The sequence below is a fragment of the Aeromonas sp. QDB20 genome (assembly GCF_027707805.1).
Classification (GTDB): domain Bacteria; phylum Pseudomonadota; class Gammaproteobacteria; order Enterobacterales; family Aeromonadaceae; genus Aeromonas; species Aeromonas dhakensis.
In genome coordinates, this window is the sequence record NZ_JAPCJC010000001.1 from 360,253 (window position 1) to 385,005 (window position 24,753).

General features: G+C 60.1%; 16 protein-coding genes. 9 read left to right on the forward strand and 7 right to left on the reverse strand.

The features are described 5' to 3' along the window. Positions 1–265: 265 nt before the first annotated feature. Positions 266–1,954 (reverse strand): ArnT family glycosyltransferase, encoded by a 1,689-nt coding sequence (locus PG897_RS01530; protein WP_043171361.1) that lies wholly within the window; start codon positions 1,952–1,954, stop codon positions 266–268. A gap of 583 nt (positions 1,955–2,537) precedes the next feature. After that, on the reverse strand, positions 2,538–3,860 hold the full coding sequence (locus PG897_RS01535; protein ID WP_043171360.1) for a YjiH family protein: 1,323 nt from the start codon (positions 3,858–3,860) through the stop codon (positions 2,538–2,540). A gap of 591 nt (positions 3,861–4,451) precedes the next feature. Between PG897_RS01535 and PG897_RS01540 the strand changes: the two genes are divergently transcribed. The 7 genes from PG897_RS01540 to PG897_RS01570 all read left to right on the forward strand — a co-directional run bounded on the left by PG897_RS01540 (position 4,452) and on the right by PG897_RS01570 (position 15,843). Further along, entirely contained in the window at positions 4,452–5,522 is a 1,071-nt protein-coding gene (locus tag PG897_RS01540; RefSeq protein ID WP_043171359.1) for a helix-turn-helix transcriptional regulator, read from the forward strand. Positions 5,523–5,606: 84 nt separating this feature from the next. Further along, the gene (locus PG897_RS01545) at positions 5,607–6,029 is read left to right on the forward strand and encodes a CBS domain-containing protein (protein ID WP_005301012.1); all 423 of its coding nucleotides are present in this window, start codon (positions 5,607–5,609) and stop codon (positions 6,027–6,029) included. Between the two features lie 216 nt (positions 6,030–6,245). Then, the gene (gene hrpA / locus PG897_RS01550) at positions 6,246–10,160 is read left to right on the forward strand and encodes an ATP-dependent RNA helicase HrpA (protein WP_201880608.1); all 3,915 of its coding nucleotides are present in this window, start codon (positions 6,246–6,248) and stop codon (positions 10,158–10,160) included. 63 nt (positions 10,161–10,223) lie between these two features. Beyond that, positions 10,224–11,075, forward strand: coding sequence for a hypothetical protein (locus PG897_RS01555; RefSeq protein WP_201880605.1), 852 nt, complete (start codon positions 10,224–10,226; stop codon positions 11,073–11,075). 106 nt (positions 11,076–11,181) lie between these two features. After that, positions 11,182–11,469 (forward strand): 50S ribosomal protein L25, encoded by a 288-nt coding sequence (gene rplY, locus PG897_RS01560; RefSeq protein ID WP_005301003.1) that lies wholly within the window; start codon positions 11,182–11,184, stop codon positions 11,467–11,469. A 205-nt stretch (positions 11,470–11,674) separates the two neighbouring features. Then, complete coding sequence (locus PG897_RS01565) at positions 11,675–14,845, forward strand: hybrid sensor histidine kinase/response regulator (RefSeq protein WP_201889261.1); 3,171 nt, start codon at positions 11,675–11,677, stop codon at positions 14,843–14,845. Continuing rightward, the gene (locus tag PG897_RS01570; protein WP_010633956.1) at positions 14,842–15,843 is read left to right on the forward strand and encodes a response regulator; all 1,002 of its coding nucleotides are present in this window, start codon (positions 14,842–14,844) and stop codon (positions 15,841–15,843) included. Before PG897_RS01565 ends, PG897_RS01570 begins: the two co-directional genes overlap by 4 nt. Here PG897_RS01570 and PG897_RS01575 read toward each other — a convergent pair. The 4 genes from PG897_RS01575 to PG897_RS01590 all read right to left on the reverse strand — a co-directional run bounded on the left by PG897_RS01575 (position 15,833) and on the right by PG897_RS01590 (position 20,205). Continuing rightward, complete coding sequence (locus tag PG897_RS01575; RefSeq protein WP_043171356.1) at positions 15,833–16,477, reverse strand: MBL fold metallo-hydrolase; 645 nt, start codon at positions 16,475–16,477, stop codon at positions 15,833–15,835. The two genes, PG897_RS01570 and PG897_RS01575, sit on opposite strands and share 11 nt — an antisense overlap. Positions 16,478–16,502: 25 nt before the next feature. Beyond that, positions 16,503–17,603 (reverse strand): tRNA 2-selenouridine(34) synthase MnmH, encoded by a 1,101-nt coding sequence (gene mnmH, locus PG897_RS01580; protein WP_201880601.1) that lies wholly within the window; start codon positions 17,601–17,603, stop codon positions 16,503–16,505. Beyond that, positions 17,600–18,637: a selenide, water dikinase SelD gene (gene selD / locus PG897_RS01585; RefSeq protein ID WP_043171353.1), complete on the reverse strand. Its 1,038-nt coding sequence runs from the start codon at positions 18,635–18,637 to the stop codon at positions 17,600–17,602. Before selD ends, mnmH begins: the two co-directional genes overlap by 4 nt. 383 nt (positions 18,638–19,020) lie before the next feature. Next, a complete protein-coding gene (locus PG897_RS01590; RefSeq protein ID WP_201880598.1) occupies positions 19,021–20,205 on the reverse strand; it encodes an acyltransferase family protein in 1,185 nt (394 codons plus the stop codon). A 254-nt stretch (positions 20,206–20,459) separates the two neighbouring features. Here PG897_RS01590 and PG897_RS01595 point away from each other — a divergent pair, with 254 nt between their 5' ends. Then, positions 20,460–21,104: a glutathione S-transferase family protein gene (locus tag PG897_RS01595; protein ID WP_043171351.1), complete on the forward strand. Its 645-nt coding sequence runs from the start codon at positions 20,460–20,462 to the stop codon at positions 21,102–21,104. A gap of 476 nt (positions 21,105–21,580) precedes the next feature. On the opposite strand, the gene PG897_RS01600 is transcribed toward PG897_RS01595, so the two are convergent. Then, positions 21,581–22,774, reverse strand: a complete 1,194-nt coding sequence (locus tag PG897_RS01600; RefSeq protein ID WP_005300980.1) for a class I SAM-dependent methyltransferase — start codon at positions 22,772–22,774, stop codon at positions 21,581–21,583. A gap of 347 nt (positions 22,775–23,121) precedes the next feature. Here PG897_RS01600 and PG897_RS01605 point away from each other — a divergent pair, with 347 nt between their 5' ends. Further along, positions 23,122–24,636 carry a flagellin N-terminal helical domain-containing protein gene (locus PG897_RS01605; protein WP_043171350.1) on the forward strand — a complete coding sequence of 505 codons (1,515 nt, stop codon included), beginning with the start codon at positions 23,122–23,124 and terminating at the stop codon, positions 24,634–24,636. Positions 24,637–24,753 lie beyond the last annotated feature (117 nt).

Below are 24,753 nucleotides of genomic sequence, written 5' to 3' on the forward strand. Positions count from 1 at the left end.
GTTTTCGGCTGCGACTCTTATTTGAAGGACATTGGCAAGGGAATATCGTGCAGGCGCGTCATGTTGACAGGCGTTGAACACTGATAAGCGCGTAAAAAGCAAAGAAGCCAGGAGTGCGACAGTCCTGGCTTCTTTGCTTTATGCGGCCTGATCTGGTGATGCAGGAGCAGGCTGTTCAGCCGGCGTTGGCAAATTGACTGGCCACCTTGAGCCAGCGTCTATCTCAATGGCCTTTCTCCGATGGGGTCTATCCCCGTGCAATTCATCAATGGTCGCAGCGCCCCTTGACCCAGTAGATGGCGCGGGCATCTCTGTCCACTCTGGGGTGCCCCGTGGCCAGCAACCGGTAGGTATGCCCGGCCAGCAAGCTGGCCAACTGGAAGTTCTTGTCGTCCTGATTGATGAGCAGGCTGGTGAAGATGGGGTCACGGCAAGTCAAGATGTCATGAAGCCGCGCCGTGTCGACGTTTTTGATCTGCCAGTCGCCGTACACCGAAAAGAGTCCCCGCTCGGTTTCACCAAAGTTCCAGCCGGCAATCCGGGCACGCTGCTCGATGGGGATCTTCAGCAAGAAACGCTCCGTATCGCCTTTCATCGCTTTGGCGGCATCAATGGCGGGGTAGGCCAGGGTAAATGCCAGCAAGAACATGATGCCGGATGCACTGGCCAGCAGGGTGGCTCCCTCAATTTCACGCCAGCGCCATAACTGTTCAGCCGCGAAAATAAGCAATACCGCCGCCAGCACATGACGCCAGCCGAGGGTGCTGATGACGCCAAGGGTCTGGTCGGGGATCTCCACCGGCAACAGCGGCAGGTAGAAAGGGGCCATGAGCAGGGCCAAAGCGAACAGGAACATGAACAGAGTCCAGCCACGGCCATAGCCATTCAGCCAGCGAGGCCAGCTGAGGCTCAGTTGCCCGATCATCAGGGCAAAGACCGGCATCAGCGGAAAGAGGTAGAGGGTCCGCTTGGTGGAGGCCACGCTGAGCAGCAGCAGGGTGCCCACTGTCCAGATGAGCAGGAACAGGCGGGAGACGCTCCACTGTTTCTGCCTGATGGTTTGCCAGCCCCAATAGAGCACGAGGGGCAGCCAGGGCAGGGTGTATTCTGCGATTCCTACAAGGTAGAAGAAGTATTCGCCGGACTTGATGTGGCCCAGTTCGGCAGAGCTGCCTGTCAACCTGCCCACCTGATTTTGCCAGAACCACTGTTGCCAGAGTGCGTCTCCCTCGGGATGCTGCCACAGGGTCAGCAGCCATCCTGCAATGGGCATGACGAACAACAGGCTCATGCCGAGGTGCTGCATCACGAAACGGCCTCCCTCATTAGCGGCAAGATGACGCCTGAATGCCGGGATGAACAGTGCCAGCCAGCCAAAGAAGAGGGTGATGGGGCCGATGGGCCCCTTGACCAGAAAACAGAGGGAGAGACCGAACCCTGCGAACCAGAGCATCCGTGATCGACCACCCAGGTACCATTCGGCGAAAGCCCACATGGTGAAGGCGACGAAAAAGGCGAGGCTGGTGTCTACCCGGATCCAGTGGCTGTTCATGATGAAGCCCTCCATGGTTCCCAGTGCAATGACCGACCAGAGCGCCGCAGTGCCTGAACCCAATACCCGCTTGGCCAGCAGGCCGGTGAACAGCAGTGTGCCCAGGGCCCAGAGGGCCCCCACCAGGCGCAACGTCACCGTAATGCCCAAGGTATCGTGCAGCAGGGCCAGCAAGGGGATGGCAAGAATGTAATAGAGCGGGGGTTTTTCGATAAAGCTGCTGCCGGCCAGGGTCGGGATGGCCAGCTCACGGCTGTTGAACATCTCCCAGGCGATGGCGGCTTCGCGAGGTTCGTCTGGCGTCCATAGCTGGTGGCCAAACTGACCCATCAGCACGATGACGAAGACCATGATAAGCAAGGCACCGAGATGAGTCTCGACTGCGGGTCTAGTGGGCAGCATGGGACCCTCCTGACCGCATGAATTGCGGTTGCCTGTCGACCCTGTCGAAAAATGCATGGCGATGATGTGTCATGACAATATCCATATTTAATCTGTGTCACCAAAAATAAGAGATCGGCAGTCAACTGTAGTATCACAGCCATGGGGGAATGATAATGAGGAAGTTGTTACCAAATATTGCCTGTAAAAATAAAAATGGGGTACTGCTGTTCTGCTGTCAGGTTGGTTCGTCAACCTAAAAGACGGCTGCATTGAGGCCTGCTGCGGGGCTGACGTAGCTGTCACCGTGAGCTCGCGGGCGACATGACAGGCCTGATTCAAGACTTGCCTTGGTCACGCTCGCCATATTTTTTTAAATGGATTTCTATTGTTTATAAATTTTTCAAGCGGCCATCATGTGCCTGACCCATTGTTGTTCATTATTGGTGATGCTCAGACGGTATCAATTTGATGATCGTGAATGGGCTGGCCATGTATTATTTTCAGTGTTGGATAGGGGGTCGATAAATTAAATAAACAGGGAGGCTTGCCTCCCTGTTTAGTGTTTCAGCCAACGTACTGATGCGCGATCCTCTTCGAGTCTTCACGCCAGCCAGCCGAGTGCAATGGCAAGGCGACCGCAAAGCGCAGCCAGCACAATACCAAGTAGGGTACGCAGCAGCCAGATCACCACCAGTTGTCCCACACTCACCGGGATCCGGGTGGCTAGGATGCAGGGGATGGAGGCCGAGAAAAAGAGCACCGAGCTGACCGAGACCACGGCCGCGACATAGCGCACCAGCAAATCTGCATCCTTGAGCAGGATGGCCGGCAGGAACATCTCCGCCAGACCGGCCGAGAGCGCTTTGGCGGTAGCCAGCGGCTCTCCCAGATCGAGCAGCCAGGTGAGCGGCCAGAGCAGCCAGCCAATCAGATCGAACAGGGGGGTGTGCTGGGCCAGCAGCAGGCCCAGCAAGCCGACCGACAGTATGGTCGGCACCACGGCGGCAGCCATGTGAAGACCGTCCCTGAGGTTGTCCCGCAGTTGGCTCAGCAAGGGTTCGGCCTGGCTGGATTGGGTGAGCCCGGCAGCCATGGCCGCTTGCCAGCGGCGTTGGCCGGCAGGCAAGGGTTCGTCGGTGTCGCCTTCATGAGCCATGGTGGCGATGGGAGGCACGCGCGCCAGGATGGCGGTGATGATGAAGGTGATGATCAGGGTGGACCAGAAGTAGAAATTCCACTGCGCCATCAGGCCAAGGGTCTTGGCCACGATGATCATGAAGGCGGCCGACACGGTAGAGAAGCCGGTGGCGATGATGACGGCTTCGCGCACCGTGTACTTGCCTGTCAGGAAAACCCGGTTGGTAATGAGCAGACCCACCGAGTAGCTGCCGACGAACGAGGCCACGGCATCAATGGCGGAGTGGCCTGGCGTGCGCCAGAGGGGGCGCATCACGGGCTGCATCAATACGCCGATAAGCTCCAGCAGACCGAAGCCGAGCAAAAAGGTGAGGGCCATGGCGCCGATGGGCACGATGAGGCCCACCGACATGGCCAGCTTGTCGAACAGAAAAGGCAGTCGATCCGGGGTCATCAACCAGTTCGGCCCTATCCCGGTGACATAGATCAAGGCCACACCCAGCCCCAGCAGCTTGAACAGGCTCAATAGCCTGTCGATGGGGCGCGCACGCCAGCGGCCATCGAGCAAGGGCATCACGGCACCATACCCGATCAGCAACAGGATGAGGCCGGTCGCCAGGGGGCGTTGGGTCATCACCAGGCCGGCCAGATGATCCACCACTATGGTGCTGCGCCCCCCCAGCTCGACCGGAATGAAGAAGATGGCGATGCCCAGCAGGCTGGTCAGCAGCAGCTTGATGCCTGCGCCTGGCTTCATGGGGGTTAACAGTAGGTTGTCCGATTCCATACCTGCTCCTTGCGGTGGGTGTCAGTCCGTGTGTTGGGTTGTTATTTGTATATACATTAAATGTTTCAGGAGTGAATTAAACACAAAATTAACTAAAATGAAACACCTTGAGCGGCGACGACAGCGCGTAAGCGATGAGGTTGGCGGCAAAGGGAGTCGGTTGGATTTGAGAAATGATCAGGGGCGCAGGGAGCGGTCGGGCAGGGGGCCTGCATGGCCGAGGGCGAGAGGTGGCAGGCGCTTAGGCGAGGAGAGGCCCAAAATAACCAGGTCTGTGGAGTGACATAGTCGCGTTGATTGGCACCCCTGGGCAACTTGTCGCAGCAAATGGCACGAGAGGGCTGCTTTGTTGCACCATTGTCGCGTCGGCGGAGCCTGTTGTTTGCCACAGACAAGTACAACATCAGCGACAAAAATCATAAAAAACATTAACTTGGATTTAAGATTTTCGCTTTCGAGCGCTCTTATGTCGTTTCATCATTACTATTTATGGATCAGTTATAAAACCTTTGTTCATTTGACTACTTTTCGCGTTTCTCATTGCAGAGTAAGATGCCACTTCAATAAAAATAAGAAATTAGGAGTTCGGGTGTGAAGGCATTAGTAAAAGAAAGGGTATCGCCCTATATAAGCCAGTTATATGAGTGCGGTATTAATGATTCTGACATTAAGTTGGTGGTGGATCAGTTCCGCTCCGACGTGTCAGGCAGCTCGTCGCTGTTCTTGTTGCGGGATGACGACAAGAGCGACGGCATCAAGCTCTTTTCCAGTGGTTTGACCGAAGCCCAGCAGCAGTTCTATGTCCAGCACCATCGCCAGGATGTGTGGTTCAATCACTATCTGGACAAGGGCTGCCAGGGGATCGTCAGTGCCAAGAGCCTCTCCAATTCGGCGGGTTTGCTGGCCAGTTTCGGCGCCCAGTTTGCGGCCGGCGGTGTCTGCCGGGTGAAGGGGCGGGGGCTGAGCAGCCTGTCCACCTATCGTGCGGCGACGCAGGATGATTTCAGCGCGCAGGAAATTTCTTCCCTTGGCGAAGTTTATTCTGGCCTGGCGGCCTGGAGCCAACATTATTGGAACTTGCTGGCCCTGGAAACCCAGAACTATCAGCTGCAACAGCTGGTAAAAAACCATAATAAACCCAGCGCCATCGTCGATGACAAAGGGCATATCCATTATTCCAACGTGGCCTTCAATCGTATTGCCGACGAGAACGTGGAACTGCGAGCGGGCAATGGTATTTTCTCGCTGCAAAATAAGGAGCAACAGCGCCAGTTCAAAGAGATATTGAATGGCTTCGCCTATCTGCTGCCCGGCGCCAGCGCCTATATGTCCATTCCTCGTCAGCCCAATCTGCGGCCGTTGCTGATCCAGTGCACCCTGATGAGCGGTCTCAATCGCTTCGAACGGTATGTGGAGGTGGTGCTGCGGGATCCCGAACACTCCTTCAACCCCGACATTGAAGCGCTGGCCAGCCTCTATCCGCTCACCATCGGCGAGAAAGAGCTGCTGGTGCTGATGAGCAAGGGCTACAGCAGCAACGACATCGCCGAGTTGCGTGGCGTCAAGGTGGAAACCGTGCGCTCGACCCTGAAAGGGGTGTTCAAGAAGACCGACTGCCACAGCCAGAACGAGCTGCTGCTGTTGCTGCAATCCATCTCCTGATCCATGCGAGCTATGCTTGGAGTGAGCCGGACATAGTGCCCGGCTCGCGCCTCCCGCCCGGGAGGCAGGTTGGGGGAACGCACGATGGAATCACTCAAGGCAAAGGATTACATGCAGACTCGTCCCATCACCTTCAGCGCGGAGATGATGGTGCAGGCGGCGGTGGAAAAGTTTCTCAACAGTCGCCAGCTTGGCGGCCCCGTGGTGGACGAACGGGGCCACCTGGTGGGTTGGGTCTCCGAGCAGGACTGTATCGCCGTCATGTTGAAAGAGGCCTATCACTGTGAACAGGTAGCCCAGGTCAGGGATGTGATGCGCAAGGAGGTGCTGGCCGTCGGCCCCGACACCAGCATCCTCGAGCTGGCCGAGATGATGATGGGACAAAAGCCCAAGATCTATCCGGTCGTGGAGGAGGGGCATCTGCTCGGGGTCATCAGCCGCCACGACGTGATGCAGGCCATCCACGCCCAGCTGGGGACCTGTTTCGTACACAAGGCTCGTGCCTGAGGACGCTGTTTTCACCTCGTCAGCACGTTGGCAGCACAGAGCAGGCACCATGCCTGCTCTTTTATTACCGCATGGGGAATGCCGATGCCCGCTGTGATACAGGCTTCATCCCCCTCGGCGCCGCTTTAAGGCTTGCACCGTCCAGCCTCGCTCTTTAGGATCTCCCCCAGCTATCGATATGGCCCTTGATGGGCACTCTTTTAAGGAATTCGTACCTTGTCTCTCTCTATCGAGGCGCTGCGCCGCCGTCTATCTGCCTGCATGAACCTCGACGCCCGCCGTCTCTCCAGCCGTCTGCACGGGGCCAAGAAGCTGCCGGAAGCCAAGCAGGCCGCCGTGCTCGAGACCATTGCCGCTGACCTGGATGTGGCCGAGGCGCGCTATCAATCCCGTCTGGCCGGGGTGCCCAGGGTCACCTATCCGGACAACCTGCCGGTCAGCCAGAAGCAGGCGGAGATCGCCAAAGCCATTGAAGAGCATCAAGTGGTGATCATCGCCGGCGAAACCGGCTCGGGCAAAACCACCCAGATCCCCAAGATCTGCCTGGCGCTGGGGCGCGGGGTGAAGGGCTTTATCGGCCACACCCAGCCGCGCCGTCTGGCGGCCCGTACCGTGGCGGCCCGTATCGCCGAGGAGATGGAGTCCGAGCTTGGCCACTACGTGGGTTACAAGGTGCGCTTTACCGATCAGGTGAGCGAGCAGACCCACATCAAGCTGATGACCGACGGTATCCTGCTGGCGGAGATCCAGAACGACCGGATGCTCACCCAGTACGACACCATCATCATCGATGAGGCCCACGAGCGCAGCCTCAACATCGACTTCATCCTGGGTTACTTGAAGCAACTGCTGCCGAGGCGCCCCGATCTGAAGGTCATCATCACCTCGGCCACCATAGACCCGCAGCGTTTCTCCCGCCACTTCAACAAGGCGCCGGTGATCGAGGTGTCTGGCCGCACCTACCCGGTGGAGGTGCGCTACCGCCCGCTGTTTGTTGATAAAAAAAGCAGTGACAAGAGCGAAGGGCTGGAGGAGCGCGACGAGCTGCAGGGGATCTTCGATGCGGTCGAAGAGCTGGCCCGCGAAGGGCTGGGAGATATCCTCATCTTCATGAACGGCGAGCGGGAGATCCGCGATACCGCCGATGCCCTGCGCAAGCTCAACCTGCGGGATACCGAGGTGCTGCCGCTCTACGCCCGCCTCTCCAACGCCGAGCAGAACAAGGTGTTCCAGCCCCACGCCGGGCGGCGCATCGTGCTCGCCACCAACGTGGCGGAGACCTCGCTGACCGTGCCGGGCATTCGTTACGTGATCGATCCGGGCACGGCCCGTATCAGCCGCTACTCCTGGCGTACCAAGGTACAACGCCTGCCCATCGAGCCAGTCTCCCAGGCCAGCGCCAACCAGCGTAAAGGGCGCTGCGGCCGGGTGGCGGACGGTATCTGTATCCGCCTCTACTCCGAGGAGGATTTCAACGGCCGTCCGGCCTTTACCGACCCCGAGATCCTGCGCACCAACTTGGCTTCCGTCATCCTGCAGATGCTGGCGCTCGGCCTTGGCAACATGGAGGCGTTCCCCTTCGTCGAGCCGCCGGAGTCACGCCATATCAAGGATGGCCTGACCCTCTTAAAAGAGCTGGAGGCGGTGCGCGAGCTGCCCGCCACCGGCGATCGCGAAGCCAAGCTGCAGCTGACCGAAATTGGTCGCCAGCTTTCGCGCATCCCCCTTGATCCGCGCCTGGCGAAGATGGTGATCAGCGCCGCGCAGACCGGCTGTTTGAGCGAGGTGATGGTGATCACCGCCGCCCTCAGCATTCAGGATCCCCGCGAGCGGCCCATGGAGAAGAAGCAGGCCGCCGACGAGCAGCACAGACGCTTTGAAGACAAGGAGTCCGATTTCCTCGCCTTCGTGAACCTGTGGAACTACCTGAAAGAGCAGCAGGATGCCCTTGGTAGCAACCCGTTCCGGCGCATGTGCCAGAAGGAGTTTCTCTCCTACCTGCGGGTGCGCGAGTGGCAGGACATTCACTTCCAATTGCGTCAGACGGTCAAAGAGCTGGGTTTTAAAGCCAACCAGGAGCCGGCGGATTTCAAGACGGTGCACTGCGCCCTGCTGACCGGCCTCTTGAGTCACATTGGCAACAAGGATCTGGAGAAGCCGGAGTTTCTCGGGGCCCGCAACGGCCGTTTCCACCTGTTCCCGGCCTCGGGCCTGTTCAAGAAACCGCCCAAGTGGGTGATGGCCGCAGAATTGGTGGAGACCTCGCGTCTCTACGCCCGCATCAACGCCAGGATTGAACCCGAGTGGGTGGAGCCGCTGGCGGGCCACCTCATCAAGCTGCACCACAGCGACCCCCACTGGTCGAAGAAGAACGGCGCCGTCATGGCCAAGGAGAAGGTGACCCTCTATGGCCTGACCCTGGTTGCCGAGCGCACCATCAACTTCAGCCGCATCGATCCGGCCCTGTGCCGCGAGCTGTTTATCCGCCGCGCCCTGGTGGAGGGGGATTTCGAGACCCGCCACCGCTTCTTCAGCGATAACCGCAAGCTGCTGGCGGAGGTGGAGGCGCTGGAGCACAAGTCGCGCCGTCGCGACATCCTGGTGGATGACGAGGATCTGTTCCGCTTCTACGACGCCCGCCTACCGGAGGATGTGATCTCCGCCCGTCATTTCGACAAGTGGTGGAAGGAGGCGCAGAAGCAGGACGCCGAGCTGCTCAACTTCGAAAAAGAGATGCTGATGAAGGGGGATGCGGCCCACATCAGCGATCTCGACTACCCCAACTTCTGGCAGCAGGGACGCCTCAAGCTCAAACTGACTTACCAGTTCGAACCGGGGGAGGCCGCCGATGGCGTGACCCTGCACATCCCGCTGCCGCTCCTGAATCAGGTGGAGGTGAAAGGGTTCGAGTGGTTGATCCCGGGGCTGCGTCACGAGCTCTTGGTGGCCCTTATCAAGTCGATGCCAAAACCGATGCGCAAGAACTTCGTACCGGCCCCCAACTATGCCGATGCGCTGCTCGCCAGCATCAACCCCGAACAGGGGCCGCTGCTGGACGAGATGGAGCGCCAGCTGCGCCGCATGACCGGTGTGGCCGTGCCCCGCGAATCCTGGGACTGGGCTGCGGTGCCCGATCACCTGAAACTCACCTTCCGGGTGGTGGACGACAAACACAAGAAGGTGGCGGAAGGCAAAGACCTGGAGGCATTGAAAGAGTCCCTGCGCGGCAAGGTGCAGGAGACCTTGTCACAAGTGGCGGACGACGACATCGAGCAGTCCGGCCTCACCCTGTGGAGCTTTGGCGAGCTGCCGAAGGAGTACAGCCAAAAGCGCAGCGGCTTCGAGGTGAAGGCTTATCCGGCCCTGGTGGATCAGAAGGATTCGGTCGCCATCCAGCTGGTGGAGAGCCCGGTGGTGCAACAGCAGCTGATGTGGGCCGGTCAGCGCCGGCTGGTGCTGCTCAACGTGCCATCTCCCATCAAGTATCTGCAGGAGAAGCTGCCCAACAAGGCCAAGCTGGGGCTCTATTTCAATCCGTTTGGCAAGGTGGCGGAGCTGATCGATGACTGCATCGCCTGCGGCTGCGACAAGCTCATCGAGCAGCACGGCGGTATGGCCTGGGATGAGGCCGGCTTCGAGGCGCTCAAGGAGTATGTCCGCGCCGAGCTCAACGACGCCGTAGTGGAGGTAGCCAAACAGGTGGAAGCCGTGCTGACCCTCTCCCATGAGATCAAGAAGCGGCTCAAGGGAAAGATGCAGCTCGACACCGCCTTTGCCATGTCCGACATCCAGCAGCAGCTCAGCAACCTCATTCACAAGGGGTTCGTGACCGAGACCGGCTGGCAGCGGCTGCCGGATCTCTTGCGCTACCTGCGCGCCATCGAGCGGCGCCTGGAGAAGCTGGCCATCGACCCGAACCGGGATCGGGTCTACATGCTCAAGGTGCACAGCGTGGAATCGGAGTACAAGGCACTGCTGGCCAAGATCCCCAAATCCCAGCTGGTACCCACCGAGGTGGCCAACATCCGCTGGATGATCGAGGAGCTGCGGGTGTCGTTCTTTGCCCAGAATCTGGGGACCCCCTATCCGGTCTCCGATAAACGGGTGCTAAACGCCATCGCCCAGTGCTAATCTGCTGAGGAGAAAGGCCGCGGGTGCGCTACCGGCTGCCTGGACGCTAACGGAGGAGCAAGGATGCTTGGATTCTGGTTAGGGATGGCGATGGTCAACATCAGTGGCTATCAACCCATTGCCGAGCAAACCTGGGTACAGTTGAACCCGGAGTACTACCCGCTGCATCGCACCCCGCCCGCCATGTTCGTGGCCTGGCGGGGTAATCAATTTCCCACCCTCGAGCTCAAGAAGAAGAAGGGACGCTGGCAGGTGTTGTTTCCGGCCCGGCTGGTGCCTCCCTTCGATCTGTTCGAGGGGGAGGCCGAGCTTTCCAAAGCTTATCTGGCAAGATTGCAGCGCATCGACGAAGCGGCCTACGGGCTGGCACCCATTACCCCGGCGGCCTATCAACCTCATCCGACACAAGAGGTGGCGACCCTAGCCGTGCCCTTCATGGCGGAGTTTGCCGTGCCCCCATCACCGGGCCAACCCAAGGCAAATGAGCAAGGGGAACCCCTGCTGGCTGCCTTGTCACAGCAGGCCAGCTGGCAGACGCCAGCTACCCGGTTGGCGCAATTTGAGTCATCGCAGGGGGATGGGCAGGGGATGATGGTGCCTGTCAGCAGCACGCTGACGCTGGCAGCGCCGGCGGCTGGCGGCAAGCGGGTCTGTCATCAGGTCGCCGCAGGAGAGACCCTCTGGCGCATCGCTGCCATGCTGGCCCAGAACGGGACCGTGACCGGGGTAGCGGGGGATACCTACAGCTATTTGCTGGCCATAGTCGATGACAACCAGGCGCTGAGGGGTCAGGGCATCAAGGTGAAGGCGGGAGATACCCTCTACTGCCCGGCGCCGCAGACGCTGGCCCGTTTCGATGCCCTGAGTCCGGCCCAGCGATTGCAGCGTTTTGCCAGATTGGAACAGGGACGCTGAGGTCTCTTGTCACTGCTCGGGGCCCGTGATAGTATTCGCGCTCGTTTTGCGAGGTGCCGACCGGTCGCAGTCTGCACCATAAATTCATCTAAAAGAGATACATACTATGTCTTTCGTATTCCAAGCTGAAGTCCGTTCTGACCTGGGGAAAGGTGCGAGCCGCCGCCTGCGTCACGCTGACCAAGTTCCTGCCATCGTTTACGGTGCAGGTAAAGAAGCCGTGTCCATCACCGTTGACCACAAGAAATTCATCCTGGCCCAAGAAAAGCCGGAATTCTACGAGTCCGTACTGACTCTGGTTATCAACGGCGAAGAAGTTAACGTAAAAGTGAAAGCTATCCAGCGTCACCCGGTACGTTACAAGCTGCTGCACCTGGACTTCGTTCGCGTCTAATCGACCACGAACGTTCCTGTGAAGAGGCCACCCAATCGGGTGGCCTCTTTGTTTTTACGGAATTTTTTCCCGATAAAAATAAAATACTCAACTAGTGCTGTTAGTCTTTACTTGTAGGCATGATTGACAGCAGGACACCAATTGTGGTGCTCTGACATATATAAAGTATTCGAACAAGTCCAATCACGGGGTGGTGTTGACCGTCATGAAGGGAATCATACGGGGATATTTCCTACTGTTCTCACCCATTCTGGTGCTGGTCCTGGTGGGGGGATACCTGCTGGGGGACGCACTGGTCGAGCGCGAGCTCTATCGTGTTCGCAGTGATGAGAGCACCTTCCTGGCGCTCGCCAGCAGTCGTCTCGATGACGAGCTGGCGGTGCCGTTGCGCCATGTGCGCAGCATGTCGGAAGAGCCCATTCTGCTCGAGGCGGCGAGCCGCGGCGAGCGTGACACCATGGCTGCCCAGTTTACCATTCTGATGAACCGCAATCCCGACTATGCCCAGGTGCGCTGGTTGGCGCCGGACGGGATGGAGCGGGTGCGTATCGATCGTCAGGGTCAGCATCTGCAGCGTGTGGCCGACGACCAGCTGCAAAACAAAGGGGAGCGTTACTACTTTCGCGATGCCATGGCGTTGCCCTGGGAGCGGGTTTACGTTTCGCCGCTCGATCTCAACGTCGAACACGGGGTGATCGATCGCCCCTTCAATCCCATGATCCGCATCGCCAAGCGCATGCGTCTGGGGGGCCGCGATCTGGGCTTGCTGCTTATCAACGTGCAGGCCGCTCGCATGCTCAAGGAGTTCACCAACAGCAGTGGCAAGGCCGCCGATCACACCATGCTGCTCAACCAGGACGGTTATTGGCTGCGCAGCCCGGATCCGGCACAAGAGTGGGGGTTCATGCTCGAGCGCCCGGACCTCACCTTGAAGCAATCTTCTCCCCGGGCCTGGCAGGCATTCTGGGGCGCGTCGAGCGGCCAGGTTGAGCTGGCAGACGGGCTGTGGAGCTGGACCACCCTGTACCCGGCACTCAATCACGATCAGCTGATCTGGAAAGCCGCCTCCATGGTGCCACGCAGTGAGCTGCTGGCCATTCGCACTCACATCTGGGGGCTCATCTCGGCCAGCTGCGCCACCTTGCTGTTGCTGTTCGGTGCCGGAGTGGCCTCGCTGGTGCACAGTCGGCATCGAGAGCAGTTGGCACAGCAGGAGGCTGCCAGGCTCGCGCGGGTCAAAGGGGATTTCATCGCCAACATGAGCCACGAGATCCGTACCCCCATGAACGCCATCATGGGGTTGACCTACCTGCTCGAGCAGGGAGGGCTCGACGATGGCCAGCGGGCCCTGGTGCGCAAGATCCACCAGGCCGGGCAGGCACTGCTCGGGATCATCAACGACATCCTCGATTTCTCCAAGATTGAGTCGGGCCGGCTCGAGCTCGAGCAGGTGCCATTCAGTCTGGAAGAGGTACTCGATCACGTGGCAGCCATCATGTCCACCTGCGTGGGCGAAAAACACCTCGAGCTGGTGGTGAGCAGTGCCCCCGAGCGGGCCACTCACCTGGTTGGGGATGCCCTGCGCCTCGAACAGGTGTTGCTCAACCTGACCGGCAACGCCATCAAGTTCACCGAGTGCGGGGAGGTGGAGGTGAAGGTCGAGCTGGAAGCCGAGCAAGATGGCACCGCCACCTTGCTGTTTCGGGTGCGCGACACCGGGATCGGCATTCCGCCCGAGCAGCAGGCCAACATCTTCAATGCCTTCTCCCAGGCCGACTCCTCCACCAGCCGCCGGTTTGGCGGAACCGGGCTTGGCCTGACCATCAGCCGCCGTCTGGTGAGCCTGATGGGGGGCGACATCGGTGTCACCAGCGAACTGGGCAAGGGGAGCGAATTCTGGTTCCGTGTCCGGCTGGCTCAGGTAGAGCGACCCGAAGTCTTCCACGAACGGCTGCAGCACGTCTCGCTGCTTATCGCCGACGACAACCAGGTGACCCGCGATACCCTGTCGATGACGGTGGGCTCCCTCGGCTGGCAGTCACGGGTGGTGGAATCGGGCGAGCAGGCCTTGCACCATCTGCTGCGCCAGGGGGAGCGTTTCGACGTGATCCTGCTCGACTGGATGATGCCGGGCATGGACGGGCTCGAGACCTGCGTGGCCATTCGCCGTGCCTTCGAACAGCAGGATCGCTCGCCGATCATCATCATGGCGACCGCTTATTCCCAGGAAGAGTTGATGCGCCGCCCCGGTTCGGAGCAGGTGGATCTGGTGCTGCACAAACCGGTCACCGGCTCCAGTCTCTACAACGCGGTGGCGCGCCTCATTCACGAGAAGCGCGAACATGTGGAGCCGCTGGAAAGCGGTCAGCGCCATCAGCGCCTGCCGGACGTGCACATACTGCTGGTCGATGACAGCGACATCAACCTGGAGGTGGCAACCCGCTTGCTGCAGCGGGAGGGGGCCGTGGTGATCACCGCCATCGATGGGGAGCGGGCTCTGGCCTGCCTTGCCGACTCGGCGCAGCGCATCGATCTGGTGCTCATGGACGTGCAGATGCCGGTGATGGATGGTTACGAGGCGACCCGTCGTCTGCGCCAGCTGCCGGGACGGGAGGATATCCCCGTGCTGGCACTCACCGCTGGGGTGTTCAAGGATCAACGCGAAGCAGCGCTGGCCTCTGGCATGAACGACTTTATCGCCAAGCCGCTCGACGTGGAGCAGCTCATCGCAACCCTGCTGCGCTACCTGCCCGACAGTGTGGCACCTATCACGGTCAGCGACGCGCCGTCAGCCCAGGAGCCGGTGGCCGGCATCGACATCGATACCGGTCTTCGTAACTGGGGCGAGGCGTCGGTTTATCTCAAATACCTGCGGCGTTTTCGCGATGACTACATGACGGTCGGTACCGTGCTGCCGGGTTACATCGCCCAGCACGAGACGGACGCTGCCGCGAGCCTGACCCACAAGCTCAAGGGGGTGGCGGGCAGCCTGTCGCTCACCGATGTGGCGCGCATCAGTGCGGAATTGAACGAGGCCATCGAACAGGGGGGGGACACCAGTCAGCTCATCGCCCCCTTGCTCGAGGCGCTGGAGCGGGCGCAGCAGGCCATCGACATCTATGCCGGGCGCGAGCCAGGTGCCGTCAGCTCCCCGCTGGCGCAGGGGGAGGCGCAGGAGGTGTGCCTGCACGCCCTGCGTCAGGCCCTCATGAGCGAGGATCTGGAGCTGATCGAGCCTGCGCTGGGTCAGGCCAAGAGCTATTTGCCCACTGAGCTGGTGAGCGAGATCAGTGCGGCCCTGGAGCTGTTCGACATTCAGCTTGCCACCTGCAAGCTGGAGGATTATCTGGAGAATCGGGAGGCACCTGGATCATGAACCGACCGCGTGTGCTGATCATCGACGACGAGCCGAGCAACCTCGGGCTGCTGCGACAAATCCTCAAGGAGGAGTACAGCCTCTTCTTCGCCAAGGGAGGCGAGGAGGGGCTGGCCGCCGTGGCGCGCCACGAGCCCGCCCTGATCCTGCTTGACGTGCGTATGCCTGACATGGATGGCTACGAGGTGTGCCGCCGGCTCAAGGCCGATCCGGCCCACGCCGGGATCCCGGTGCTGTTTATCACGGCGAGCGATAACGCAGACAGCGAGAGCCAGGGGTTCGAGGCGGGCGGGGTGGATTATATCTACAAGCCGGTCTGCCCGAGCACGGTGCGCGCCCGGGTGCGCAACCACCTCTCTCTGGTGCGCCTCGATCAGCTCGAGCACAGCTACCGCACCGCCATCGTGATGCTGAGCGAAGCGGGTCACTACAACGACACCGACACCGGGGTACATATCTGGCGCATGGCCGCCTACGCCCGCGCGCTGGCCAGTGCGGCGGGCTGGAGTCCGGAGCAGTCGGAGCTGCTGGAGCTGGCGGCCCCCATGCACGACATGGGCAAGATTGGGATCCCCGATCACATCCTCAAGAAGCCCGGTCCTCTCACCGAAGAAGAGTGGGTCATCATGCGCACCCACCCGCGCATCGGCTACGAGATCTTGAGCCGCTCAGACGCCCCCATCTTTCGGATGGCGGCGGAGATTGCCTTGCATCACCACGAGAAGTGGGATGGTTCGGGTTACCCCGCAGGGGAGACCGGCGAAGGGATCCCCGAGGCGTCGCGGATCGTGGCCATCGCCGATGTGTTTGATGCTCTGAGCGTGCGTCGCCCTTACAAGGAGCCCTGGCCGTTGGAGCAGGTGCTGGCCACGCTGCGTGACGGTGCTGGCCAGCATTTCGATCCCCGGCTGCTCGCACGTTTTCTCGAGATCATGCCGGAGATCTTGCGTCTCAAGAGCCAGTGGGACACCCGCGAGGAGCGAGAGATCACCAGATAGGTTGCGTCAGGTAGGGATTGCTTGCCTTCTCGCGGCCAAACGTCGAGCTGGGGCCGTGCCCCGGAATGAAGATGATGTCGTCCCCCAGCGGCAGCAGGGTCTCGGTGATCGACTTGATCAGCGTCCCGTGATCCCCGCGCGGGAAGTCGGTCCGACCTATGCTGCCGGCAAACAGCACATCGCCCACCCAGGCGAGCCGCTCGGCCTGGCTGAGCAGCACCACATGGCCCGGAGTGTGACCCGGGCAGAAGTAGACCTCCAGCTCGCACTTGCCAACCTGCACCTTGTCACCCTGTTCGAGCCAGCTATCCGGTGTAAAGGCCGGAGTATGAGCAAAGCCGAACATCTGGCTCTGCTGGGGCAGCATGTCGAGCCAGAAGGCATCTTCCCTGTGGGGGCCTGTGATGGTGATGCCGGTTCTGTCGCGCAGCTCTGCGGCGGCACCCACGTGATCCAGATGACCGTGGGTCAGCAGGATGTGAGTGAGGGTCAACCCCCGTTTGGCGATGGCGGCCAGCAGCTTGTCCGCCTCTCCGCCCGGATCGATGAGGGCGGCCTGATGGGTCTCGTCGCACCAGATGAGGGAGCAGTTCTGGGCAAACTGGGTGACCGGGATCACCTCGAATTTCAACATATGGGGTCCTCTTGTACGGTGAAGATCAGGCACGCTGCTGGGCAAAGAAGTCGAGGCAGGCCTGCTTGTCGCCCTGGAAGATGACGCGCTCGCGCTTGTTGCCAAGCTGGTAGAGATACATGGGGTCGTAGTAGCGGGTCAGCAGCAGAGTGATCCAGGCCAGGTGCAGTTCGGTGTGGCCACTGCGGCCTTGCTCTTCGAGAGCCACTTGCATCAACTGATCCAGCTCGCGATGGGCCTGATCGCCGAGCCGGCGCTTGAGTCTGGCCAGGGCATCGGTGAGGTAGGCGGCAAACAGCGGCCAGCCCTCTTCGGCGCCGAAACGCTCCTCATAACGCAGCCAGAGATCGTGTACATAGTCTTGGCGGATCTGCTCGGCACGCTCCTCTTGCGGCACCTCGACCACCACCAGCGGGGCCTGGCTCATGGTGTCAAACAGTGAATTGGGCAGGCAGCAGCGGCCGATGAGGCGGCTTTCGTCTTCCACCACGAAACGCTGCTCCCCCTGCTGACGGCGCTTGAGCAGCTCGATGGCCATGTTGTTTTCAAAGTTTATGTTGCTGGGCTGGCCGCCGGGTAGTTGGCCAAAGGACGATCCCCTGTGATGGGCATGGCCTTCCAGATCCAGCGCCTGGGCCACCTTGGCCAGCATGTGGGTCTTGCCGGAGCCGGTCATGCCGGTCAGCACGCTCCAGTGGCACTCGGCTGCCGCCCCGTCGAGCGTGTCGATGAGGAAGCGACGCAGATCCTTGTAGCCACCGGCCACCCGCGGGCGGGTGACTCCCGTCTCATGCAGCCACTGCTGTACCGTTTGCGAGCGCAGACCGCCGCGAAAACAGTAGATCACGGCATCCGGCTGCCGGCGCAGCTGGGCCAGCCAGCCTTCGAGGCGCTCGGCCCGCACCGCGCCACCGACCAGTTGATGGCCCAGTGCGATGGCGGCCGCCTGCCCCTGCTGCTTGAAGCAGGTACCGACCTTGGCCCGCTCGTCATCTGTCATCAATGGCAGATTGGTCGAGCAGGGGAAGGCCCCCTCCTTGAACTCGATGGGGGCGCGCAGGTCGATGAGCGGAACGTCATCCAGAAAAATCCGGGCGTAATCCGTGGCCAGTGGCAGAGCACTCATTGGACAACCTCGATGAACTGGTTGCCGGTTTGGGCCTGCAGTTGGCCGATGGGGGAAAGGGTCAGCCCTGCCTGTGCGGCAATGGCGAGGAGCTCGGCTTCGCTTTCTTTACCGACGGCTACCAGCAGGCCGCCGCTGGTCTGCGGATCGCACAGGATGTTGCGGGTGCGATCGTCCATGGCGTCCAGCTTGGCGCCATAGGAGTCGAAGTTGCGCAGGGTACCGCCCGGTACGCAGCCCTCGCTCAGGTAGTAATCCACCTCGTCCAGCAGCGGCAGCGCCTTGAAGTCCAGGCGGGCACTGACGCCGGAACCTTCGCACATCTCCAGCAGATGGCCGGCCAGACCAAAGCCGGTCACGTCGGTCATGGCGTGTACGCCGGGCAGTTCGGCAAAGCGCTGGCCAATCTTGTTGAGGGTGCACATGGCGTTGGGGGCCAACTGCTCGTGCTCGGGCTTGAGCTTGCCCTTTTTCTGGGCGGTGGTGAGGATGCCGATGCCAAGGGGCTTGGTCAGATAAAGGATGTCACCCACCTTGGCGGTGTCGTTCTGTTTGATGGCGTTGAGCGGCACGATACCGGTCACCGCGAGGCCGAAGATGGGCTCGGGGGCATCGATGCTGTGGCCGCCGGCCAGAGAAATACCGGCTTCGTGACACACCTGACGGCCACCGTCAATCACCTGCTGGGCCACTTCCGGCGCCAGGGTGTTGATGGGCCAGCCGAGGATGGCAATGGCGACAATGGGTTTGCCGCCCATGGCGTAGATGTCGCTGATGGCGTTGGTGGCGGCGATGCGGCCGAAGGTGAAGGGATCATCGACGATGGGCATGAAGAAGTCGGTGGTGGAGACGATACCCTGACCGTTGCCGATATCGACCACGGCCGCGTCATCCTTACTGCTGTTGCCGACCACCAGGGTCGGGTCGTCAAAGCCCGGGATCTGGCTCTTGAGAATGGTGTCGAGCACCTTGGGAGAGATTTTGCAGCCGCAGCCAGCGCCGTGGCTGTATTGGGTCAGACGAATGGAAGACATACTTTCCCCTTGTGTGTGCAAACTTGCGTGTACAAATAAGTGCAGCGGCTCTGTATAGCCGTCAAATGTGCGCGTATGCGCGCGAAATTCGGGTGGCCCAGGCTGGCTGTGAGCGCAGCGATGTCAGGCAGCCGTGCAAGGCAGTCTGGCAGGACGGGGGAGGAGAGGCGACAGATGCGCCGGCGCAGCCCCGCCAAGGGCCACAGGACGGGCCATTATGCCACAAATGGCCGCTCTGGTTCGAACTGGAATTCACACAAAGCGCAGGGAATTGGCGGCTTTAGAGGAAGGGGGCCGCCCTCGCCATGTCGCTGACAAGGCTCTCCCCAATGTAGCCCCGAAGGCAAGCCATGCTGCCATCGGGGCCATCTTTGGTGGGGAACTTAGCCGGCTTGCTCCATCACCGGCTGGCGAGCCTTGCCGAGCCGGCGCAAGCGCCGTTGCAGCGGCCGCTCCAGCAGGGTGTAGCTGAGGGACGAGAGCCCGATCAGCGCTGCCAGCATCAACAAGGTGGCCAGCACCCCCAGCAGGGGGGGGGTCTGGGCATACCACCACTCGGTGAGCCCCGGCGCCAGATAGTGGACAAGCTCGCAGCCGGTGAGCAGTACCAGGGCGTGCAGCAGGTAGATAGAGTAGGAGAGATCCCCCAGCCAGTTGGTGACGCGGTTATCCAGCAGGCGCAGCAGCGGGCTCTGGCGATCGCCCTGGCAGGCGGCAATCCAGATCAGCAACACGTAGGCGCTGATCAGCAGCAGGGTCAGCTGCGGCGTCATGGTGAACTGCATCAGCGCGAAGGGGAGCAGAAAGGCGAGCAGCAGCGGCAGATCTTGCTGCATCATGGGCCACTGGCGGGCAGCCTTGACCTTCGGCAGCAGCCAGAGGCCGAGCACGAATTCACTCACCCCGCGCCCGATGGCCAGTGCCCCGCTGGTGACATCCAGGGTACCCCGGCTGTGCACGATAAAGGCCAGCACAGTCAGGGCCAGCAAAGGGGCGAGGTTGCTCCAGCGGCTGTGGGTGACGGCGAGCGGAATGAGCAGCGGAAACAGCAGATAGCTAATCCACTCCACGCTCAGCGACCAGGCGGCGAAGTTCCAGGTCAATCCGTGATCGGTCACCACCTGCAGCAGCAACAGGCTGCTTGGCAGTGCCTCGGCCGGGGTAAAGGGGGAGCCGAAGGGGGGCATCCCTTCCCACTCCCACATCTTGAACAGGGGGCCGGCGTAGAAGCCAATCCCATGGTGGGCCTTGTAGAGCTCCCAGCCAACCAGCAGCAGCAGGGTCACCAGGTAGAGGGGATAAACCCGGGTCAGCCGCAGCCAGAGGAAGCGGCCATAACTTATGGTGCGGGGCGTGCGGGCGAAGTCTTCCCCATAGACGTGGGCCAGCACCAGCCCGCTCAAAATAAAGAAGAGATCGACCCAGAGGTAGCCGTTCTCGATGAGTTGGGTGTGGCCGGCGATCGACTCCATCCACTGGGGAAAGAGCAGCAAGCGGGCGTGAAACAGCACCACCATCAGGGCAGCGATGCCCCGCAGCGGTGTCAACAGTGGCAATGATTGATTCATGACGGGATCCTTGATGATGTTCAGCTTGGCCTGACATCGATTTTTGTTGTGGTGCCGCTCATCAATGAGTCGGCGGCCCCGGCTTGGCGGCCGCAGGCGGGATCACCCTACCTAAAAGAGAGCCATACGGGTGTGACTGTCGTCATGAATGCGCACTTATCATCCAAAAACCAGCAAGGGATGAGCGCGGCATCGGAAGTGGAGAAGGGATCTAGACTAGGTGAGTCATCCATCCGCGTGCCAGGAGCATCCCGATGAAACTCTATGCCCATCCTTTCTCGTCCTACAGCCAGAAGGTGCTGATCGCCATCTACGAGAATGCCACCCCGTTCGAGTACCGGAATCTCGAAGAGCCGGCGGCCAACGCAGAACTTGCCGCCCTCTGGCCGCTCAAGCGCTTCCCGGTGCTGCTGGATGACGGTCGCTGCATCCTCGAGAGCAGCACCATAGTCGCCCATCTGCAGGCGCACCACCCGGGCCCTGTCTGCCTGATCCCGCCTGGCGATGCGGGCTTGGAAGTGCATATGCTGGATCGCGTCTTCGACAACTATGTGATGACGCCGATGCAAAAAGTGGTGCTGGATATGCTGCGCCCGGCCGCTGAGCGTGACCGCTATGGCGTAGTGGAGGCCCGCGAGCTGCTCGATCAGATCTACCCCTGGCTCGATCAGCGGCTGGAAGGGCGCCACTGGATTGCCGGCGCAGACTTCACGCTGGCCGATTGCGCCGCCGCGCCCTCGCTCTTCTACGCCGACTGGGCCCACGAGATCCCCGCTGGTTATGGCCGCCTACGTGCCTATCGCGCCCGTCTGCTCAGCCATCCCTCCATTGTGCGGGTGGTGGACGAGGCCAGACCATTTCGGCACTACTTCCCGCTGGGCGCGCCGGCACGTGACTGAATGGAATGATGCATTCCTGCCGACCTGGTGCTTTGACGAGCCGGGAGAGGCAGGGTTGTGACCAACCACAGGGGAAAACAACAATATTCACTCAGGTGAGTGAATATGCGTTTATGGCCGATATTTCCCCGAGATATTTTTAATGTTGATGCGTAACATTTCATGTTTTTGCATAAAACAAATGCCGGGCAGTCCCTGCTGGCGGGCTGTGTATGCCATGCCAAGGGTGAAAGAGGCATGAGAAGCGGGCTAACGATGGGGCAATTCCATATTGAGGATGGCTGTAGTCAGTTGAAGAGGAGAGACAGGGGCACCCATCGCTGCTGGTGGCAACGTCGAGGGGAGGTTATCTCTTTGGCGGCCGCAAGAGCTGCATAAAAAAGCCCGCTTTGATCGCGGGCTTCTGGATGGCTTGCCGGACCCCGGCCCGGCTCTGGAGCCGGGGAGAAGGGGTGGCCAGCGCTGGTCTGCTCGGCTTAGCGGGCCCGCACCACCAGCCCTTTGAGGTAGAAGCCTTCCGGATAGGCGGTACCTATGGGGTGATCGGAGGCCTGGGACAAGAGCTCCAGGATCTGGGCGTCGCGGCCGGCATCGAGCGCTGCATCGGCGACGATCTTCTGGAACAGGCTCTGTTCCATCAGGCCGGAGCAGGAGTAGGTCAGCAGCACGCCACCCGGCGCCAGCAGCTGGAACGCCAGCATGTTGATGTCCTTGTAGCCGCGGCAGGCGCCCAGCAGCTGGGCCTTGCTCTCGGCAAACTTGGGCGGATCCAGCACGATGACGTCAAACTTCTCGCCCTTCTCGCGGTATTCACGCAGCAGCTTGAACACGTCGTGACGGACAAACTGGGTGTTGCTGGTATCCAGCCCGTTCAGCTCGGCGTTCTGGCGGGCGATGTCCAGCGCATTCTGGGAGAGATCCACGTTGACCACCTCCTTGGCGCCGCCCTTGAGGGCATAAACGCCAAAACCACCGGTGTAGCAGAAGCAGTTGAGCACCCGCTTGCCTTCGGTGTACTTGGCGGCGGCCTGACGGTTGTCACGCTGATCCAGATAGAAGCCGGTCTTGTGACCGTTGCGGATGTCCACCAGGATCTTGACGCCGCCATTCTCCTCGATCACCACCGGCTCGTTCGGGGTCTCACCATGGATGACGCCGGTGCGCTCTTTCAGCCCTTCCTTCTTGCGCACCGCCACGTCGGAGCGCTCATAGATGCTGCACTCGGGGTAGAGAGTGCGCAGCGCCTGGGTGATCAGCTCACGCTGGAACTCGGCGCCGGCGGAGAGAATTTGGCACACCAGAAAATCGGCGTAGCGGTCGATGGTCAAGCCCGGCAGACCGTCGGACTCGGCGGCGCACAGACGATAGCCGGTGAGGCCCTGACGCTTGATGAGTCCGTCACGGGACTCTTGGGCGTATTTGAGACGACGGATGAAGAAGTCGAGATCGACGGTCTCATCCTTGTCGAAGGTCCAGACCCGGGCGCGGATCTGGGAGCTGCCGGACCAGGCGCCACGGGCGAGCCACTTGCCGTCATGGGTGAGGATCTCGACGGTATCGCCGTCAATGGGGTTGCCCTGAACCCGCTCGATCCCCTTGGAGAAGATCCAGGGGTGGCGACGCAGCAGGGATTTTTCGCGGCCTTTGACGAGATAGATGGAAGCGCTCATGGGAGTTGCCAGATGGTCAAAAGAAAAGGGGCCACATTCTAAGGGCAATAGGGCTGCTAAGCCAGTCTTTGCTGGCATACGACGCATGACTGCTCTCTGCCCTTGAGCAGCGATCAGGTACCGGCTTCGCGTAATTTCATGAAACTCGGCGTTGGCGTATCTGGCTGCTCAGCTTATCAGTATTGGCCTTAAATGCTTGTTTTTTACTCAAACTCACTCTTTGAGTGCGCAAAATATATCCATATTGGTATTTTTATCTTTATTCTATGCAATTTCCTCTAAAGAGCCATTTGGTGATGTCGATAGTGTGGAGGCCATTTTGAATCTTTCCTTGTATCGAGCTGTCCATGTCACTCTCTATTGCGACCAATGTTTCCTCCCTCAATGCGTCTCGTCATCTTGGTCAGTCATCAAACACGCTGGATTCGGTCTATCGACGACTCTCATCCGGATTGCGCATCAACAGTGCTGCCGATGATGCCGCCGGCTTGCAGATTGGCAATCGTCTCACCAGTGAAGTAAACGGGACCAACACGGCGATCCGCAATGCCAATGATGGGATATCAGTTATCAATGTGGCTGATGGGGCACTCGATGAGTCGATGAACCTGATGCAGCGGATGCGCACTCTCGCGTTGCAGTCAGGGAGTGGTGCCAATACGACAGAGGATCGCATAGCCCTGAATGCTGAATTCAAGCAACTGCAGTTGGAAATGGACCGGATCGCCACAGGTACCCAGTTTGCCGGACAGGAACTGCTGGCGGGGAGTTATAAGGGGATCTTCTCGGTTGGAGCTTATGCAGGTCAGAATACCGTCATCACCGATCTCAATGCACAAACCAAAAATCTGGGGGAGATGGAGTGGCAAGCGCGCAGTCCGGCAGGCAGCAAGCCGGGGGCTTATGACATTGCTGATCTAAAACTTTCATCTCAACCCGTGACTCTCAATGGCGTGATCTTTGACAAGGATTATGCAACCCTGGAAGGGTTCGTAGCTGATATCAATGGCACTACCTTTCCCAATAATCAGGGGCCGGTAACAGCAAGGCAACTGCCATTTTCCGTGGCCTCTTCCGTCGATTTGTCCGCCTTGCCATCCTATATCGATGTGGCGGGCCACTCTGTGGACTTGACCAGCGGGATTGATATAACTGGATGGGATCCGGTCAATCCAACGCACGAAAACAACGATTTGATGAGGGAAGTGGTCAAGCGTATCAATAATACGGCTCAGTCAGCGGGTTTAGGGTTTTATGTAAGCGCGTCCAACAGCAACAATCCTGCCAGCAATACATTGACCGTTTATAGCTCACAGGGGAACAGTCTTGCGCTGGCTAATGGCACAACGCCCCCTCCGCAACCCGCACCACCGGCGCCGCCAGTGAGCAGCAATTCTTCTTTGAGCGCTCTTTTGCCAGATGTGTCCCCCACGACTTATATCGGCCAGATGGAATTGCACTCATCTGGTGACAAGTACTCCAACATCGACATGCAAGGGGCGAGCTTGCATGCACTGGGTTTCTATCAAGCAGACAAGAAGAAATATACCATTGATAATATTGATGTTCTTAATGATGACAATGCAAGCAGAGCGATCAAGACGCTGGATGTGGGCATGAAACAGCTAGGGGTTCAGCGTTCGCGGCTCGGGGCCCAGGCCAATGCACTGGACGCCCGGGTACGAAATCTGGCCAACGCCAATGAGAGCCTCAGTGCTGCCCGTTCACGGATCCGGGATGCCGACATAGCGAGTGAGTCGGCCCGCCTGGTGCGTACCCAGATATTGCAGCAGGCGAGCTCATCCATCTTAAGTCAGGCCAACAGCCGACCCAATATGGCTCTCAGCCTGCTGCAGTCATGATGATGGGGGACGCAGGCAGCACCGCGATCAAATGAGTGGAGCGTCATTGAACGCAAATAGTTCGGTGACGTTATTTCAAGCCCATGTTAATGCTGAAACGACAGAGGCCATCCCTGG

What these genes read in the sequence shown, in the direction of transcription:
- PG897_RS01565 (WP_201889261.1), top strand. Translation starts at nt 11,675, where the DNA reads ATGAAGGGAATCATACGGGGATATTTCCTACTGTTCTCACCCATTCTG.
- PG897_RS01535 (WP_043171360.1), bottom strand. Translation starts at nt 3,860, where the DNA reads ATGGAATCGGACAACCTACTGTTAACCCCCATGAAGCCAGGCGCAGGC.
- PG897_RS01590 (WP_201880598.1), bottom strand. Translation starts at nt 20,205, where the DNA reads ATGAATCAATCATTGCCACTGTTGACACCGCTGCGGGGCATCGCTGCC.
- PG897_RS01545 (WP_005301012.1), top strand. Translation starts at nt 5,607, where the DNA reads ATGGAATCACTCAAGGCAAAGGATTACATGCAGACTCGTCCCATCACC.
- rplY (WP_005301003.1), top strand. Translation starts at nt 11,182, where the DNA reads ATGTCTTTCGTATTCCAAGCTGAAGTCCGTTCTGACCTGGGGAAAGGT.
- PG897_RS01530 (WP_043171361.1), bottom strand. Translation starts at nt 1,954, where the DNA reads ATGCTGCCCACTAGACCCGCAGTCGAGACTCATCTCGGTGCCTTGCTT.
- PG897_RS01575 (WP_043171356.1), bottom strand. Translation starts at nt 16,477, where the DNA reads ATGTTGAAATTCGAGGTGATCCCGGTCACCCAGTTTGCCCAGAACTGC.
- PG897_RS01555 (WP_201880605.1), top strand. Translation starts at nt 10,224, where the DNA reads ATGCTTGGATTCTGGTTAGGGATGGCGATGGTCAACATCAGTGGCTAT.
- PG897_RS01600 (WP_005300980.1), bottom strand. Translation starts at nt 22,774, where the DNA reads ATGAGCGCTTCCATCTATCTCGTCAAAGGCCGCGAAAAATCCCTGCTG.
- PG897_RS01595 (WP_043171351.1), top strand. Translation starts at nt 20,460, where the DNA reads ATGAAACTCTATGCCCATCCTTTCTCGTCCTACAGCCAGAAGGTGCTG.
- PG897_RS01570 (WP_010633956.1), top strand. Translation starts at nt 14,842, where the DNA reads ATGAACCGACCGCGTGTGCTGATCATCGACGACGAGCCGAGCAACCTC.
- mnmH (WP_201880601.1), bottom strand. Translation starts at nt 17,603, where the DNA reads ATGAGTGCTCTGCCACTGGCCACGGATTACGCCCGGATTTTTCTGGAT.
- selD (WP_043171353.1), bottom strand. Translation starts at nt 18,637, where the DNA reads ATGTCTTCCATTCGTCTGACCCAATACAGCCACGGCGCTGGCTGCGGC.
- PG897_RS01605 (WP_043171350.1), top strand. Translation starts at nt 23,122, where the DNA reads ATGTCACTCTCTATTGCGACCAATGTTTCCTCCCTCAATGCGTCTCGT.